12 protein-coding genes, 14 tRNA genes and 2 rRNA genes are annotated in these 16284 nt (G+C 51.1%); 26 read left to right on the top strand and 2 right to left on the bottom strand.

The window, feature by feature from the left end:
- The 21 genes from EVJ29_RS13805 to EVJ29_RS13705 form a co-directional block, all read left to right on the top strand.
- Positions 1 to 123, top strand: a 23S ribosomal RNA gene (locus tag EVJ29_RS13805); the annotation flags it as partial.
- A 94-nt stretch (positions 124 to 217) separates the two neighbouring features.
- Positions 218 to 333 (top strand): 5S ribosomal RNA (gene rrf / locus EVJ29_RS13800).
- Positions 334 to 341: 8 nt separating this feature from the next.
- Positions 342 to 416: transfer RNA gene (locus EVJ29_RS13795), tRNA-Asn, on the top strand.
- A 15-nt stretch (positions 417 to 431) separates the two neighbouring features.
- Positions 432 to 522: transfer RNA gene (locus EVJ29_RS13790), tRNA-Ser, on the top strand.
- Positions 523 to 541: 19 nt separating this feature from the next.
- A tRNA-Glu gene (locus tag EVJ29_RS13785) sits at positions 542 to 616 on the top strand.
- Positions 617 to 633: 17 nt separating this feature from the next.
- Positions 634 to 707: transfer RNA gene (locus EVJ29_RS13780), tRNA-Met, on the top strand.
- Between the two features lie 6 nt (positions 708 to 713).
- A tRNA-Asp gene (locus tag EVJ29_RS13775) sits at positions 714 to 789 on the top strand.
- A 31-nt stretch (positions 790 to 820) separates the two neighbouring features.
- Positions 821 to 896 (top strand) — tRNA-Phe (locus tag EVJ29_RS13770).
- A gap of 3 nt (positions 897 to 899) precedes the next feature.
- A tRNA-Tyr gene (locus tag EVJ29_RS13765) sits at positions 900 to 983 on the top strand.
- A 3-nt stretch (positions 984 to 986) separates the two neighbouring features.
- Positions 987 to 1057 (top strand) — tRNA-Trp (locus tag EVJ29_RS13760).
- Positions 1058 to 1066: 9 nt separating this feature from the next.
- Positions 1067 to 1142: transfer RNA gene (locus tag EVJ29_RS13755), tRNA-His, on the top strand.
- Positions 1143 to 1148: 6 nt separating this feature from the next.
- A tRNA-Gln gene (locus tag EVJ29_RS13750) sits at positions 1149 to 1223 on the top strand.
- 4 nt (positions 1224 to 1227) lie between these two features.
- Positions 1228 to 1302, top strand: a tRNA-Gly gene (locus tag EVJ29_RS13745).
- Between the two features lie 12 nt (positions 1303 to 1314).
- A tRNA-Cys gene (locus EVJ29_RS13740) sits at positions 1315 to 1388 on the top strand.
- Positions 1389 to 1397: 9 nt separating this feature from the next.
- A tRNA-Leu gene (locus EVJ29_RS13735) sits at positions 1398 to 1478 on the top strand.
- Between the two features lie 6 nt (positions 1479 to 1484).
- Positions 1485 to 1555 (top strand) — tRNA-Gly (locus tag EVJ29_RS13730).
- Between the two features lie 73 nt (positions 1556 to 1628).
- On the top strand, positions 1629 to 2777 hold the full coding sequence (gene queG, locus EVJ29_RS13725; protein WP_131505299.1) for a tRNA epoxyqueuosine(34) reductase QueG: 1149 nt from the start codon (positions 1629 to 1631) through the stop codon (positions 2775 to 2777).
- The gene (locus tag EVJ29_RS13720; protein WP_070327983.1) at positions 2767 to 3201 is read left to right on the top strand and encodes a methylated-DNA--[protein]-cysteine S-methyltransferase; all 435 of its coding nucleotides are present in this window, start codon (positions 2767 to 2769) and stop codon (positions 3199 to 3201) included. Before queG ends, EVJ29_RS13720 begins: the two co-directional genes overlap by 11 nt.
- A gap of 10 nt (positions 3202 to 3211) precedes the next feature.
- On the top strand, positions 3212 to 3685 hold the full coding sequence (gene trmL / locus EVJ29_RS13715) for a tRNA (uridine(34)/cytosine(34)/5-carboxymethylaminomethyluridine(34)-2'-O)-methyltransferase TrmL (RefSeq protein ID WP_070327891.1): 474 nt from the start codon (positions 3212 to 3214) through the stop codon (positions 3683 to 3685).
- Between the two features lie 228 nt (positions 3686 to 3913).
- Positions 3914 to 4471: a DUF5366 family protein gene (locus tag EVJ29_RS13710; protein ID WP_070327890.1), complete on the top strand. Its 558-nt coding sequence runs from the start codon at positions 3914 to 3916 to the stop codon at positions 4469 to 4471.
- A 62-nt stretch (positions 4472 to 4533) separates the two neighbouring features.
- The gene (locus tag EVJ29_RS13705; RefSeq protein ID WP_236633554.1) at positions 4534 to 5364 is read left to right on the top strand and encodes a hypothetical protein; all 831 of its coding nucleotides are present in this window, start codon (positions 4534 to 4536) and stop codon (positions 5362 to 5364) included.
- A 28-nt stretch (positions 5365 to 5392) separates the two neighbouring features.
- On the opposite strand, the gene EVJ29_RS13700 is transcribed toward EVJ29_RS13705, so the two are convergent.
- The gene (locus EVJ29_RS13700; RefSeq protein WP_236633553.1) at positions 5393 to 7180 is read right to left on the bottom strand and encodes a transglycosylase domain-containing protein; all 1788 of its coding nucleotides are present in this window, start codon (positions 7178 to 7180) and stop codon (positions 5393 to 5395) included.
- A gap of 152 nt (positions 7181 to 7332) precedes the next feature.
- On the opposite strand from EVJ29_RS13700, the gene EVJ29_RS13695 reads away from it, so the two are divergent.
- Genes EVJ29_RS13695 through EVJ29_RS13680 form a run of 4 tightly spaced genes read left to right on the top strand, consistent with a single transcriptional unit; the run spans position 7333 to position 13522 of the window.
- Entirely contained in the window at positions 7333 to 8487 is a 1155-nt protein-coding gene (locus EVJ29_RS13695) for a glucose-1-phosphate adenylyltransferase (RefSeq protein ID WP_131466201.1), read from the top strand.
- A 34-nt stretch (positions 8488 to 8521) separates the two neighbouring features.
- Positions 8522 to 9622 (top strand): glucose-1-phosphate adenylyltransferase subunit GlgD, encoded by a 1101-nt coding sequence (gene glgD, locus EVJ29_RS13690; protein WP_131441613.1) that lies wholly within the window; start codon positions 8522 to 8524, stop codon positions 9620 to 9622.
- A gap of 11 nt (positions 9623 to 9633) precedes the next feature.
- On the top strand, positions 9634 to 11067 hold the full coding sequence (glgA, locus tag EVJ29_RS13685) for a glycogen synthase GlgA (protein ID WP_131505297.1): 1434 nt from the start codon (positions 9634 to 9636) through the stop codon (positions 11065 to 11067).
- A gap of 22 nt (positions 11068 to 11089) precedes the next feature.
- A complete protein-coding gene (locus EVJ29_RS13680; RefSeq protein WP_131466197.1) occupies positions 11090 to 13522 on the top strand; it encodes a glycogen/starch/alpha-glucan phosphorylase in 2433 nt (810 codons plus the stop codon).
- A gap of 13 nt (positions 13523 to 13535) precedes the next feature.
- Here the strand turns inward: EVJ29_RS13680 and EVJ29_RS13675 are convergent, their stop codons facing one another.
- On the bottom strand, positions 13536 to 14354 hold the full coding sequence (locus EVJ29_RS13675) for a sulfurtransferase (RefSeq protein WP_236633552.1): 819 nt from the start codon (positions 14352 to 14354) through the stop codon (positions 13536 to 13538).
- Positions 14355 to 14451: 97 nt separating this feature from the next.
- On the opposite strand from EVJ29_RS13675, the gene EVJ29_RS13670 reads away from it, so the two are divergent.
- On the top strand, positions 14452 to 16179 hold the full coding sequence (locus EVJ29_RS13670) for a phospho-sugar mutase (protein ID WP_131466195.1): 1728 nt from the start codon (positions 14452 to 14454) through the stop codon (positions 16177 to 16179).
- Positions 16180 to 16284: the final 105 nt, after the last annotated feature.

Raw genomic sequence — 16284 nt, 5'->3', positions numbered from 1 at the left:
GATGAGATTTCCCTTTGAGCAATCAAGAAAGACCCCTCAGAGACGATGAGGTAGATAGGTCATGGGTGGAAGCACGGCGACGTGTGGAGCTGAATGATACTAATCGGTCGAGGCTTTGATCTAGAAATGGTTTGTATTGATGAGTCTTCAGTTTTGAGAGTTCAATCTCTTAAAAACATATTGACGTCACTGTTAAATGATGTTAATATAATACTTGTCTGGTGGCGATAGCGAAGCGGCCACACCCGTTCCCATGCCGAACACGGAAGTTAAGCGCTTCAGCGCCGAAAGTAGTTGGGGGTCTCCCCCTGTGAGGATAGGACGTTGCCAGGCAAGATCGTTCCGCAATAGCTCAGTGGTAGAGCAACCGGCTGTTAACCGGTAGGTCGTAGGTTCAAATCCTACTTGCGGAGCCACTTTTTCTCTTTTTTGGAGAGCTGTCCGAGTGGCCGAAGGAGCACGATTGGAATTCGTGTAGGCGGCACAACCGTCTCAAGGGTTCGAATCCCTTGCTCTCCGCCAGTTTATCCATACTAATTATGGCCCGTTGGTCAAGCGGTTAAGACACCGCCCTTTCACGGCGGTAACACGGGTTCGATTCCCGTACGGGTCACCATTTAAATTTTATATCGTCGCGGGGTGGAGCAGTCTGGTAGCTCGTTGGGCTCATAACCCAAAGGTCGTTGGTTCAAATCCAGCCCCCGCAATTGTGTGGTCCTGTGGTGTAGCGGTTAACATGCCTGCCTGTCACGCAGGAGATCGCGGGTTCGAATCCCGTCAGGACCGCCATTTTTTTATTTAACTAAATTACTACATACATGGCTTTGTAGCTCAGTTGGTAGAGCAAAGGACTGAAAATCCTTGTGTCGGCGGTTCGATTCCGTCCAAAGCCACCATGTGGGGGGGTAGCGAAGTGGCTAAACGCGGCGGACTGTAAATCCGCTCCCTAGGGTTCGGCGGTTCGAATCCGCCCCCCCCCACCACTTAGGGGCATAGTTTAGCGGTAGAACTACGGTCTCCAAAACCGTCAGCGCGGGTTCGATTCCTGCTGCCCCTGTTTATTATGGCGATTGTGGCGAAGTGGTTAACGCACCGGATTGTGATTCCGGCATTCGAGGGTTCAATTCCCTTCAGTCGCCCCATTTTGTTGGGCTGTAGCCAAGTGGTAAGGCATCGGATTTTGATTCCGACATGCGTAGGTTCGATCCCTTCCAGCCCAGCCATTTTGCGGAAGTAGTTCAGTGGTAGAATACGACCTTGCCAAGGTCGGGGTCGCGGGTTCGAATCCCGTCTTCCGCTCCATTTAATCTCTTTGGCGCCATAGCCAAGTGGTAAGGCAGAGGACTGCAACTCCTCTATCGTCGGTTCGATTCCGACTGGCGCCTCCAACATAATATGCCGGTGTGGCGGAATTGGTAGACGCGCACGACTCAAAATCGTGTTCCTCTGGAGTGTCGGTTCGACTCCGACCACCGGTACTCTCTGCGGGTGTAGTTTAATGGTAAAACCTCAGCCTTCCAAGCTGATGACGAGAGTTCGATTCTCTTCACCCGCTTCATATCTCTCTGCCCTTAGTGGCGGGGAGATTTTTTGTATGCGAAAATAAGAAGAGTGAGGTGATGAATGGGATGACTCCTGAGATACTAAAACAACAGATTGTCGAGTACGCTGCGTCAATCGGGATCGATGAGTTGAAAGTGACGACGGCCGATCCGTTCATCGTCATGAAACAACGGCTCATCAAACAACAAGAGAAAGGCTTCGCTTCAGGATTTGAAGAACCCGACCTTGATAAGCGGACGACGCCTGAACTATTGTTAGAGGACGCCCAGTCAATCATTGCGATTGCGGTCGCCTACCCGAGCAAATTGAAAGATGCGCCCCGGAGCGTGGCGGGCGAACGGCGTGGGCTGTTCGCGCGTGCCTCGTGGGGGCTTGACTATCATCGCGCCGTCGGCTCACGGCTTGAACAGCTTCAAGCGTATATCGAAGAACTCGTTCCCGGCGTCAAAACGCGCTCGATGGTCGACACGGGTGAACTTGTCGATCGGGCTGTGGCCGAACGGGCCGGAATCGGATTTAGTGGGAAAAATTGTTCGATCATTTCGCCGGAGAAGGGATCTTACCTGTACTTGGGGGAGATGATTTTAGACACGTATCTGCCGCCCGATACAGCAATCGAGGACGGGTGCGGGGACTGTGATAAATGCATGACCGCCTGTCCGACGACAGCGCTCGTTGAACCGGGTGTGCTTGACGCCAAGCGCTGCATCGCTTACTTGACCCAGATGAAGACGCTCATGCCGCGAGAGTTCCGCTCGCAGCTTGGCGGACGCCTTTACGGCTGTGATACGTGCCAACAAGTCTGTCCATATAACCGTAAGAAAGATTGGCGCCATCATGAAGAGCTGTTGCCGGAGGCAGAAGTCGTCAAACCGCTGCTCGAACCGTTGCTCAGCTTGAGTAACCGCGAGTTCAAGGCGAAGTTTGGTCATTTGTCCGGTTCGTGGCGCGGCAAGAAGCCGATTCAACGTAACGCGATCTTAGCGCTCGCACATTACCGTGAACCGTCAGCCGTCTCGGTGCTCGAAACATTCATTCAAACCGATGAGCGTGAAGACATGCGGGCGACGGCTGTTTGGGCGATCGGCGCGATTCTCGGTACTGACGCCGAAGCAATCTATCAAGAGATTGAACGCGTAGAGCAATCAGAACTAGTTAAAGAAGAGATTCGTATATTCCGAGAGGAGTGGGAACGTGAAGACCGTGTCATCTAAATGGGGAACGTTATCATACGAATTAAATGAGCAGGGGAAATTAATCGCGTTAGATTTTGCGGAAACAGAACAGGCAGATGGGAGCGCACCGGTGTGGCTCGTCGACATGATCGAACGGGTCGAACGGGAAGGGCTCCAAGAAATTGACCGCGTGTGGATTGATATGAACGGGACGGTTTTCCAACAAGAAGTGTGGGATGCGTTGTTGACGATCCCGTCTGGTGAGACGCGGACGTATAAACAAATCGCGGAACAGATTGGACGTCCGAAAGCAGTGCGTGCCGTCGGCCAGGCGTTGAACCGTAATCCGCTGCCTGTCATCTTCCCGTGCCATCGTGTCGTCGGCAGCAGCGGACAGCTCACGGGTTTTGCGGGCGGGCTCGATCAAAAACAACGATTACTCGATATCGAACAAGTGAAGTGAGGAATAGATTATGGCTAACCATGTAGTAATGTTTCAACCGGAAATCCCGGCAAATACGGGCAACGTCTCGCGGACGTGTGCGGCAACGAACTCGGTGCTCCATCTGATTCGTCCGCTCGGCTTCTCGACGGATGACAAGATGTTAAAACGGGCCGGCCTCGACTATTGGCAGTTCGTCGACGTCCGTTACCATGACTCGCTTGACGAACTATGGGCACAACATCCGGACGGCGAATTTTTCTATATTACAAAGTACGGCGAACAGTATCCGAGTGACCTTGACGTGTCTGACGTCGAGAAGGACTATTTCTTCGTCTTCGGACGTGAGACGAAAGGTTTGCCGATGGAAGTGATCGAGGACAACCTTGACCGCTGCATCCGCTTGCCCCAGTCAAACCTCGTCCGTTCGCTCAACGTCTCGAACACGGCAGCCATCATCGTCTATGAGGCACTGCGCCAGCAAAGCTATGCGGGATTAAAGTAAGAAAAAAGAGCCCGATTCGTGAGAATCGCGGCTCTTATTGATTACCTTCAGGTTTTCTGTTGTATCCTGCTGTTAAGATTGCCGCAAGGAAGACGACGCTGATTCCGACCATTAGTAATAAACCCATTTAAAAATCCCCCTTTTGTTCTCCGTGACTACGAATATTATAATATACTTGATAATAGATTTGCACTGAATATGAGAAATTCTTGTGAAATGAGAGCCTATATGAAAACAAATGTGTACTTGTTAAGCTACGCCCCGTTGATTGGGATCATTCTTTTTTCGATGTCACTCGCTATCGCCACGTCTGAATACGCCATTCAATGGCTGACGCGTGTCGGGGTGTATAGTGAAATCATCGCGCTGTTGTCTGTTCAAGAGACGAAGATCCTCGTGCTCGTCATGTTCTTCACGATATACTTCATGCTGTTTAGCGCCTTTAAACTCGTCGCCGATACGTTCAACCAACTCGGTTTCGCATTTTTTGCGCGTGAGACGAACGGGAGCTCGCTCCATCGCTTAAAGCCAGGAGCAACGATTTTTTTGGTCGGTTCAGGTGTCAGTTTTTTGTTTTTGACTTCACTGCCGGCAGCGGTTGCGGTCTTGCTTGGCACGTTTGTCGTCTATTTATTCTACTATATTTGGCAAGTCAGTCAGTTGATGTCGACACTTCGTGCAATCGGGCTCTTGTTGATTCAAGCGATGATGTGGGCGATTCTTTTAAGTGGGCTTGTCTGGGCGCTCCTCAGGCTGTTTAACTCGGTCGGGGATATCATCTTATGAACGGCCCTCACATAAAACTAGCCCCTTCAGAAGCTGTGATCAGCGAATGGATCAAGTCGTTTATGCCTGCTCATGATTTGTACTTTATCGATGAACGGCTACTATCGCGGCTCGACCATTCTCCAGGCATGTTGCTCATACCAAGAGAAGAGTTCAGTCAGCATCCGACATATCGGGATATTAGCGTCGCCAACAGCTATACATACTGGACGGTCAATCCGGTCGCGACGCACGTCGTCCATGCGCCTAGCGGGTGGATAGCATCGTTACCGGACGCGTTAAGAAGCGATGTGCTCACATTTCAGGCCACGGTCGGCCGAGGTCTTGTCTTTCGGTTAACGGACGACGAATCCAGACGAGAGTGGATGCCTTATATCATCAACGTGGACGGGGCGAGATACCTCGTCTTGCAACAAAAAGTATGGGCGCTGATGACGAACTTCGAGCGCCGTCAGCTAGTGCTGAACTACGCGAAAGAATGGGATGTATGGGACGCACATGATTTACCACTTGAAGCACCAAGTCATTTGAAGAGATACGCCAACATGTTCTCGACGGTGGCGGGGAGCAACTGCTTAGCGGCAACACTGTTTGCTGTGACGGGGGAAGACTGGTTGATCACGCAATGGGTCCATCCGAAGACGTTTCTACAGACACTGGCTCATGCGTCTTATACTCAAGTCGATGCGGCAGCTGAGGCAGGGGACGTTCTCACTTTTTGGGATGACGCCGGACGTTTGCAGCACGCGACGTATCGTATAGACGATGAGCTGTTCTTCAACAAGAACGGCCAGACGATGTTTAATCCGTGGAAAGTGATTGACGAAACCGAACTACGCGTAGCTTGGAGCGCATTTACCGTCAAAATATACAGACAGACGAAACAAGGCTAGAGGATGCGTCCTCTAGCCTTGTTGTTTTTTAACGGTGCGCTTCTGTCCAAATGATGGCCGGGTACGCCCGGTTGGCAAGCTCCGGGAACGGACGCGGCGTGTCGGCACCGAGCCAGATCGCCGTGATCGTTTGATCGGTCAAGCCGACATACCACATGTCCTTATGCGAGTTGGTCGTGCCGGTCTTGCCTCCGACGTAAGGGCGCTTGATCTGGCCGGCGTAACGTCCCGTTCCGTACGTTGTGACGGCAGATAACGCTTCTTGCATCGCCGAGGCCGTCTCGTCCGACCAGACGGCTTGTTTCATCATGCCCGGGCTGATTGTCGGGGCACCCGAAGCAAAGCGGATTTCTTTAATCGTCTGACCAGATACGTACACACCTTTATTGAGAAAAGGCGTATACGCGGCAGCGAGTTCCTTCGGAGATACTCCTTGTGTCAGACCGCCGAGCGCGCTCGCGAGATTGCTGTCTTTGTCGGGATCCCACTGACTGAACATCATGTCGGCCGTCTCGTACGCTCGCTCTTGGTCGATCGCCGTGAATGCGGCGAGTGCCGGGGTGTTATACGAGTAAGCGACCGTATCTTGGAGCGTGACGTCGCCCAGGACACGGTTGCCACTGTTCGTCGGGCAATACGTCCCGTAACAGACAGGTCGTCCGTCAAGCACCGTATCGAGCTTCGCTCCGGTCTCTTCGATGTAAGGCGCAAACACAAGGACAGGTTTTATAGCCGAGCCCGGCTGCCGGTACGCTTGGGTGGCCCGGTTGAATTCACCACTCTGCTTCATCTCAGAATCGACGAGGGCGACGATGCGCCCGTTCGGCGTCAATTCGGCATAGCCGCCGTTCAAGCCGTTCGGTAAGCGGCTCATCACTTGTTTCGCTTGGTTTTGACGTTCGACGGACAAATACGTTTCGACTGTCGCTTTATTGCTCGCCAAGTAGTTTTTGGCCGCCTCTTCATCGAGGTCATAACGTGTACGGACGAGGCGGACCGCGTCTTTCATGACCGTGTCCATATAGTCTGGATAGCGGACTTTGTGGCTGCGATAAGAGGCCTTGAGTTTGACGCCGTGAAACGCATCATATGCTTGCTTTGATAGGACGCCCGCATCTCTCAATTGCGTGAGGATGCGATCTTTACGCTCGTAAAAGGCAGCCGACGGGTCAAGCGGGTCGTAAAGGGACGGATTGTTCGGCACGGTCAACAAGTAAGCGATCTGGTTCCAGTTCAAATCGTTGAGCGGACGGGAGAAGTACGTATCGGCCGCCGACTGGATACCATAGATGTTATGACCGAAGAAAATGACGTTGCTGTAGGCGGTCATAATTTCTTTTTTACTATAATTTTTTTCGAGCGCTCGCGCGATCATTAATTCCTTTACTTTGCGCTCATACGTCCGTTCGTGCGTTAAATATTCATTCCGGGCCAGTTGTTGGGTAATCGTGCTCCCGCCTTGGACCGACGATTCGTTCGCGTTATTGATGAACGCTCGGGCAATCCCTCCGAGGTCATAGCCGGGATGGGCGTTGAACTTCCGGTCCTCAATGACGATGATTGCTTCACGGATGTGATTCGGAAGCCCATCGACGGAGACATCGTTGCGGCGACCGTTCAAGTACAACTGTTCCGTCCCTCCTTTATAAGTCAGCATGACAGCATGTTTCGATGAGAGCGGAGCGGAGCTGACGGCCTCTTCACCCCACGCGACAATCGTTTTCGCTTGGTCAATCTCTTCTTTTAAAGCTCCGCTGACTGTGAAGCCAACGGCAACCAATCCAGCAATAAACACAACCCCGAGCCATGCTCTCATCGTCTCACCTCTTTCTCTATTCATTATATCGTCAATCTTTCGATAAAATTCAAAATGTAAACGCTATCATATAATAATTTAAGCAGGAATACATTAGGAAACAGCGAAAAAGGGTATTAGAGGTTTATATTATGAATTTAGGAGGCAGTACTATGAAGCAAGAAATGGTTGCGATGCTCCTCGCTGGCGGGGAAGGCAAGAGACTTGGGCCTCTCACAAGGAAGACGGCAAAGCCTGCCGTCAACTTTGGAGGGAAGTACCGGATCATCGATTTCCCACTATCGAACTGTACGAATTCGGGAATCACGACAGTCGGTGTGTTGACACAATATGAGCCGTTAGAATTAAACCGTTACCTCGGCATCGGGTCTGCCTGGGATTTAGATCGCCGCAATGGCGGATTAGCTATCCTGCCACCATACCAAGCTCAGTCGGGGAAAAACTGGTACGAAGGTACTGCGAATGCGATCTATCGGAACTTGAGCTATATCGATGACTACGATCCGGAGTACGTGTTGATCTTATCGGGAGATCACATTTACAAAATGGATTACGAGAAGATGCTCGATTTCCACAAAGAAAAACAAGCCGATGTGACGATTTCAGTCATGGCCGTCCCATGGGATGAAGCACCGCGTTTCGGGATCTTGAATACGGGCGATGATTTGCGTATTAACGAATTCGATGAAAAACCTGAGAAGCCGAAGAGCAACTTGGCGTCGATGGGAATCTACATCTTCAACTGGAAAGTGTTGCGCGAACACTTGATTCAAGACGCGGAAGATGAGACGTCAAGCTTTGACTTCGGGAAGAACATCATTCCAAACACGCTCCTCGACGGATTGAACGTCTTTGCCTATAAATTCAAAGGCTACTGGAAAGACGTCGGTACGATCCAGTCGCTATGGGAAGCGAACATGGACCTTCTCGAAGAAGATCCACCGTTCGATTTATATGACCCAGACTTTAAAATTTACTCGGTCAACCCGAACCAAACGCCGCAATTCATCGGAAAAGATGCTTGTGTCGAGCAGTCGGTCATCAATGAAGGCTGCCGGATCGAAGGAGAAGTCCAACATTCGGTCTTGTTCTATGACGTACGTGTCGGCGAAGGGTCGCTCGTGAAAGACTCCGTCATCATGCCAGGGGCCCGCATCGGGAAAGACGTTACAATTCACCGAGCCATTGTCGCTAGCTGTGCCGTCATTGAAGATGGCGCGACAGTTGGTGAGCCGGGGGGTGACATCGTTGTCATCGAGCCGCATGAAAATATCGAAAGTGGAACAGTCTTCAAGCAACGCGCTTGATTATAAAATAGACCGACGCAAGGAGGCGTTATTGTTGACGAATGATTTGTTAGGAATCATCAACTTAGGTACCGAAGAGGGGTTATTCCCGGAGTTGACGGGACATCGCAACTTAGCAGCTGTCCCGTTCTCAGGGCGTTATCGTCTCATCGACTTTACATTGACGAATATGATTACCCAAGGTATCGATCAAGTTGGGATTTTTACACTCGATAAGTATCGTTCTTTAATGGACCATGTAGGATCAGGCAAAGAGTGGGATCTTGACCGCTCACAAGGCGGATTGCATATCTTCCCGCCGGCGCTTAAACCGGATGGCGAAGCCTATCTCGGAGATTTAGCGAACTTCTCGATGCACCGGGAACACTTCGTGCGCAGTAAACAAGCTTACGTTGTCATTACCGGCTCGAACGTGTTGACGACGATCGATTATCAAAACATGCTCGAACATCATAAATCGATGGGGGCGGACATCACGCTCGCTTACACGGAGCATGAACAAAAATGTGGCTACTGTCGTCCGATTCGACTCGGGGAGAACGACCGTGTCGTCGGAATCGGGGAGCGCGGCTTTAGCCCGGACGATGAGCATGCATACACGGAAACGATCGTCATGTCGAAAAACTTATTCCTTCGCCTCGTCGATGAAGCGACGTCAAAAGGGGAGTATGACTTGTTAGATGGAGTTATTCTTCCCCAGCTCCACCGTCTCCACGTTCATGGATATCACTATACGGGTAAAATGCAGGTGATTCATTCGGTGCTTTCGTACTATAATGAAAGTATGCGCTTACTTCGCCAAGAAGGAATCATCTACGACTTCCCTCATATTTACACGAAGATCAAACATGAGCCGCCGACTCGCTACTTGAAAGGGTCGAAAGTGAATGAAGCGCTAGTCGCCAATGGATGTAAAATCAGTGGAGAAGTTCAAAATAGTATTTTGTTCCGAGGTGTGGTCATCAGTGAACATGCGCGCGTCAAAAATTCAATCATTTTATCCAAGTCGATCATCGAAGAAGGAGCTGTCGTCGAGAACGCCATTTTAGACAAAGAAGTGGTCGTGAAACGTGGACAGGTCATTCGTGGAACGGTCGATGAACCGATCGTCATCAGAAAACGGACAACGGTTTAAAGGAGGATATTATGAAAATATGGTATGTCGCTTCAGAAGCGGCACCGTTCATGAAAACGGGGGGGCTTGCCGATGTGATTGGCTCGCTCCCTCAAGCGGTGTCTAGCCTCGGTGAAGATGTCAGTGTCGTAATGCCGAAGTACGGCTCGATTGCGCAAGAATATGTCGATGAGATGGAATATTTATTCGATTTGATCGTCCCGGTCGGCTGGCGTAAGCAGTTCGGGGCCGTCTTGAAGTTAGAGCGCGACGGGATCACGTATTACTTTATCGATAACGAGTACTATTTTAATCGCGAAGGCGTGCTCTACGGTCATTACGATGATGCAGAACGATTCGCCTTTTTCTCCCGGGCCGTCCTTGAGATGATCGGACAGATTGAAGAAGTGCCGGACGTGTTGCACTGCCACGATTGGCAGACGGGTGTCGTTCCGGCGTTTCTACGAATCCATTATCAACACATCGAAGCGTACCAAAAGATTCGAACGGTCTTTACTATCCATAACCTGCAATACCAAGGGATCTTCCCAGAAGCTGTGCTCGGTGAACTGCTGCAGTTTGGGCACGAGCATTTCACGGCAGAGGGCATCCAACATAACGGTCTCGTCAATTACATGAAGGCCGGCATCGTCCATTCCGACCAAATCACGACGGTGAGTCCGTCTTATCGCGATGAGATCATGGAACCTTACTATGGCGAAGGTTTAGATGCGGCACTACGCCACCGTGCCGTCGACGTCCGCGGCATCTTGAACGGTCTCGATTTGGCGACGAACGACCCGAGCACGGACAAACGAATCGCACAAACGTATGATCTCGACACGGTCAAAGAAGGGAAGCTTGCCAACAAGCGCATGCTTCAAGAACGGTACGGTCTCGAAGTGCGTGATGATATCATGTTGATCGGATTCGTGAGTCGTCTCGTCGAGCAAAAAGGTCTCGATTTGATTCATGCGGTGAACCATGAGTTGGGGAATTTGGACTGTCAGTTCGTCTTCCTTGGATCGGGTCAACCTGAATATGAGGCGATTGTCCATGAGATGACGGCAGCCCACCCTGGGAAAATCGGGTCGTACATTGGGTTCGATATCGAACTGGCCCACTTGATTTATGCGGGATCAGACGCCTTCTTGATGCCATCTCGATTCGAACCGTGCGGCCTTAGCCAATTGATCTCGATGCGTTATGGAACACTTCCGATCGTTCGTGAGACAGGCGGACTTCGAGACACGGTCAAACCTTACAATGATTACACGCAAGAAGGGACTGGATTCGGTTTCTTGAACTACAACGCTCACGAGATGCTCGCGACGATTGAAAAATCAATTCGTGTCTTCTACGAGGATAACACTTGGAATGCGCTCGTCCATCAAGCGATGACTTCGGACTTCAGCTGGAAACAATCCGCTAAGCAATACCGTGAGTTATATCACCTATTCGCATGACTGGAAGGAGATTTACACATATATGTTTACAGATAAACAGAGCTTCGTCACTTCGTTTCAAGAAAGATTCGTCGCCTTAAACGGGAAATCGTTCGATGAAGGGACCGAGCAGGAAGTGTATCAAACGTTGGCAACGATGGTGCGTGAACAAGCGATTCCGAAATGGATCAACACACGCGACAAGCAAGAAGCCAAACAGAGCAAGCAAGTCATCTATTTCTCGCTCGAGTTTTTGTTAGGCCGTTTCCTCTATAACAACTTACTCAGTATGGACGTTTTAGAAGTTGTCCAAGAAGGGTTGGAAGAACTCGGTTTTGATTTCACGGAAATCACGGAGTTCGAGCCGGAACCAGGGCTCGGTAACGGCGGTCTCGGCCGTCTGGCCGCTTGTTTCCTCGATTCGCTTGCCGCGCTCAGTCTGCCCGGTCACGGTAACGGGATTCGCTATCGTTACGGTTTGTTCAAACAAAAAATCGTCGACGGCTATCAAGTCGAGTTGCCGGACAACTGGCTCCGAAATGGGAATATGTGGGAGACGCGCCGTGCCGATCGTGCGGTTGACGTGAATTTTGGGGGCTGGATCGAGATGAAGCAGATCGGAGACCGTCTCCGTGTCGTTCATCATCCAGACGAAGTCGTACGCGCCGTTCCATACGATATGCCGGTCATCGGTTACAAGAACGACGTCGTGAACACGCTCCGGCTTTGGAATGCGGAGTCGCCATTTGATGACGAAGAGTATATGGAACGCACGAAAGGGTCGTACAAAGACTTGTTGAAACACAAGCAGTCGATTGCGACGATCTCGGAGTTCCTCTATCCGGACGACACGACGTATGAAGGAAAAGTGCTCCGTTTGAAACAACAGTACTTCTTCGTGTCAGCGGGTGTCCAATCGATGATTGCGTCTTACTTGCGACACAACAAATCACTCAAACATTTAGGCGACTACTACGCTGTCCACATTAACGATACCCACCCGGTCGTCGCAATCCCTGAACTGATGCGGATTTTGATGGATGATCACGGATATGGCTGGGATGAGGCGTGGCGCGTGACGAAAAGTGTCATGTCGTTCACAAACCATACACTTCTCGCCGAGGCACTTGAAAAGTGGCCGGTCGAGATGTACGAGCGTCTATTACCACGAATCTATCAAATCATTAATGAGATTAATACCCGGTTCTGTAAAGACGTGCTCGTCAATTATCCACACCTTGAACCGCATATGGGTGAGATTGCGATCGTCTCGAACAATTACATTAATATGGCAAACCTTGCCGTTGTCGGATCACATTCGACGAACGGGGTCGCCCGTATTCATACAGATATTTTAAAACAACGCGAGATGCGCCACTTGTATGAAATGTTCCCGCTTCGTTTCAATAACAAGACGAACGGCATCACGCATCGCCGTTGGCTCTTGAAATCAAATCCGCGTCTGTCGAACTTGATCACGGACGCAATCGGTCCGTCATGGATCGAGCACCCGAACGATCTTGAGAAGTTGATGGACGTCTCGAAAGATACGAGTTTCCAGGAGCAAGTGATGGAAGTGAAACAACAAAATAAACTCGACTTAGCGGCTTACATTCAAGATGAGACGGGAATCAGTGTCGACCCGAACTCGATTTTCGATGTTCAAGTCAAACGTCTGCATGCGTATAAGCGTCAGCTCATGAACGCGATGCATATTCACGCGCTCTATCAAAAGATTCAAACAGACCCGACGTTCACGATGGTTCCACGGACGTTCATCTTCGGAGCGAAAGCGGCGCCAGGTTATTATTACGCGAAAGAAGTCATTCGCTACATCAATGCCCTCGCGTCGATGATTAACAACGACAAACGGGCGAGTCAGTTCATCAAGATCGTGTTCCTTGAGAACTACCGCGTCTCGATGGCAGAACGAATCTTCCCGGGCTCGGATGTTAGTGAACAGATTTCGACGGCGAGCTACGAGGCGTCAGGAACCGGAAACATGAAGTTCATGATGAACGGAGCGCTCACAATCGGTACGCTTGACGGGGCGAACATCGAGATTCGCGATGCGGTCGGTGATGACCATATCTTCATTTTCGGATTGACGCCGCAAGAAGTCATGAACTATAAAAAATTCGGCGGGTATCATGCGGCCGACATTTATCATGCCAACACCGAAGTACGTAACGTCGTCGACGGTCTCGTCAACGGGACGTTCGATAAAGTCGGAGAATATCAGTTCCAAGCGATCTTTGATTCGCTTCTCGTCTATAACGATGATTTCCTCGTCTTGAAAGACTTTATGTCCTACATGCAGGCACAGCGACGCGTCGATGAAGTGTTCGCAGATAAGGCGCGTTGGGCGGAAAGTTCAATCGTCAATACGGCCAAGTCTGGTATTTTCTCGAGCGACCGCACAATCACGGAATATGCGAACGCGGTTTGGAACATCAAGCCGACGAGTGTGAAATAAAAAAATCCACCCGTTATGGGTGGACCTTATTTTCTGGATAACTGATCCAGTCAGAGTATGAACCGGGATAGAGACGGACATCGTCTTTACCGAGCGCGTGCAATGCCAAAATGTTCACGCAAGCGGTGACACCGCTGCCGCAATAAAAGATCGGGTTCGGGACATCGAGCACGTTGGCGTAAAGTTCGCGCAAATCGTGAAAGTCTTGAAGCGTCCCGAGCTCCGTGACGGCGTCTACGTATGGGCAGAGCAGGGCGTTCGGGATATGCCCGGCTTTTTTATCGATCGGTTCGTGGCTTCCGTCGTAACGGTCGGCCGTCCTTGAGTCATACAGGTCGCCTGTTGTCGTTGCGGCGCGCACGTCTTCGATCGTGGCGATCATATCGTCGTGGAAATCAGGGACGTATGTCGAAGCAGGGTACGTCGGAACCTCGGTCGTTGTCTCACCAGAGTAAGTGATGCCGGCCTGGATTCCGCCTTCGAGCACGATGACGCGCTCATGGCCGGCCCACTTGAATAACCACCAAGCACGTGCGGCGTATGGGAAACCGTCGTCGTAAATAATGATCAAGTCGTCCTTTTGGATGCCGATGCGTCGGAGCGTCTCCGTCCACGCTTCTTTTGACGGGAGCGGGTGACGTCCGCCGTGAACGGACACAGGGCCTGACAAGTCTTCCATCAAGTCGAGATGGACGGCATTCGGGAGATGTCCTTGACGGTACACGTATTTTCCGTATGAAGCGTCGTTCAATGAATAGCGGCAATCAATAAATCGGATTGAGTCCGTATGGACGATTTGTTTCAATTCTTGGGCACGCATAGTTGGAAACATAGTATCACCTCGAAGTTTCGTTACTCCCATCGTATACAAGATGGAACAAATTGGCGAGTACTTCGATTGAATTTGAACGTCGAAAGGGGAATTGACCATGGCATGGCAACAAACATATGAGCGTTGGAATCAATATGAGGAACTTGAACCTTATCTTCGGACCGAATTAGACGAGATGGCACAAAATGAGACGACACTCGAAGAAGCGTTTTATAAGACGCTTGAATTCGGAACGGGTGGTATGCGCGGTGAGATCGGACCAGGTGCCAATCGAATGAACGTCTATACGATTCGTAAAGCGGCGCAAGGATTTGCCGACTTTATTTCGGCGTCAGGCGAGGAAGCGAAACGGCACGGAGTCGTCATCGCCCATGATCCACGTCACTACTCACCTGAATTCGCGCTCGAGGCGGCACGGACGTTTGCATCGAACGGGATCAAGACTTACTTGTTCCCGAGCTTACGGGCAACGCCAGAACTGTCATTCGCCGTCAGACACCTAGGCGCGTTTGGAGGAGTCGTCATCACGGCGAGTCATAACCCGCCTGAGTATAACGGCTTCAAAGTATATGGCGCCGACGGCGGGCAACTACCGCCGGCCGAGGCGGACGAGCTCGTGTCTTACGTCAACGCGATCGAGGACGAGTTAAGCATCCCGGTCCAAGACGAAGCAACGCTCCGCGCCGACGGGACACTCGTCAACGTCGATGCGTCTGTCGATGCGGCTTACATGGAAGCTCTTCAATCGATTCGAATCCATAAGGACGTCCCAACAGACGCCCTCAAAATCGTCTTCTCGCCCCTTCACGGGACGGGTCGCCGACCGGTCATGGAAGGACTCAAGGCGTATGGGTTTGACCATGTCACGATCGTCGAAGAACAAGCCGAACCAGACGGCGCGTTCCCGACGGTCAGTTCTCCGAACCCGGAAGAGCGGGCGGCGTTCAAGCTGGCGATGGAATATGGTGACCGTGTCAGCGCTGATTTGCTCATGGCGACCGATCCGGACGCCGACCGCGTCGGCTTCACCGTGCGTGACCGCGACGGGGAATGGTTCGTCTTGACAGGGAACCAGACCGGAGCGCTCTTGATGGATTACATCCTATCGCAAAAAGTCGAGACCGGCACGCTGCCAGCGAACGGATTCGTCGCGAAAACGATCGTCACGTCCGAGCTTGGGGCGGCCATCGCCAAAGCGTATGGCGTGCATCTCGAGAACACGCTCACCGGCTTTAAATTCATCGGTGAGAAGATCAAACAGTACGAGGAGTCAGGCGAGTACGAGTTCTTGTTCGGCTACGAAGAGAGCTACGGCTATTTGATCGGTGACTTCTGCCGTGATAAAGACGCTGTCCAGGCGTGCGTGCTCGGCGCCGAGATGGCAGCTTTCCATAAGCAGCAGGGACGAACGTTGTATGACGCGCTCCAAGCGATTTATGAGAAGTATGGCTTTTATGAGGAATCGCTTCAATCGATGACGTTGAAAGGGAAAGCCGGGCTTGAACAGATCGGCCGGATGATGGAATCGTTCCGTGCCAACCCGCCGCAAGAAGTTGCCGGCTACGAAGTCGTCCGCTTCGAGGATTACAAGCTGCAAGTCGCGACCGACCTTCGTCAAAATACGACCGAGGACATCGACTTGCCATCTTCGAACGTGCTCAAATTCGTCTTCGAGGACGGGTCGTGGTTCTGCCTTCGCCCGTCTGGCACAGAGCCAAAGATCAAGTTCTATTTCAGTGTTCACGCGGATAGTGCCGAGATGACGACGGCGAAACGTGAAGCGATTGAACGAGACGTTATGAAGCAAGCAAAAGCAATCGACTGACTAGTGTACCACCGCTCAACTGGGAGCGGTGGTTTTTGTTTGACTTCTTTTAACCTCGTCAGTATGATGAGTATATTGCTCAAAACCATGTAATCATATAAGGAT

Source organism: Exiguobacterium sp. SH4S7, from assembly GCF_004336795.1.
GTDB lineage: Bacteria > Bacillota > Bacilli > Exiguobacteriales > Exiguobacteriaceae > Exiguobacterium > Exiguobacterium aurantiacum_A.
This window is presented reverse-complemented; position numbering and strand designations above follow the sequence as displayed.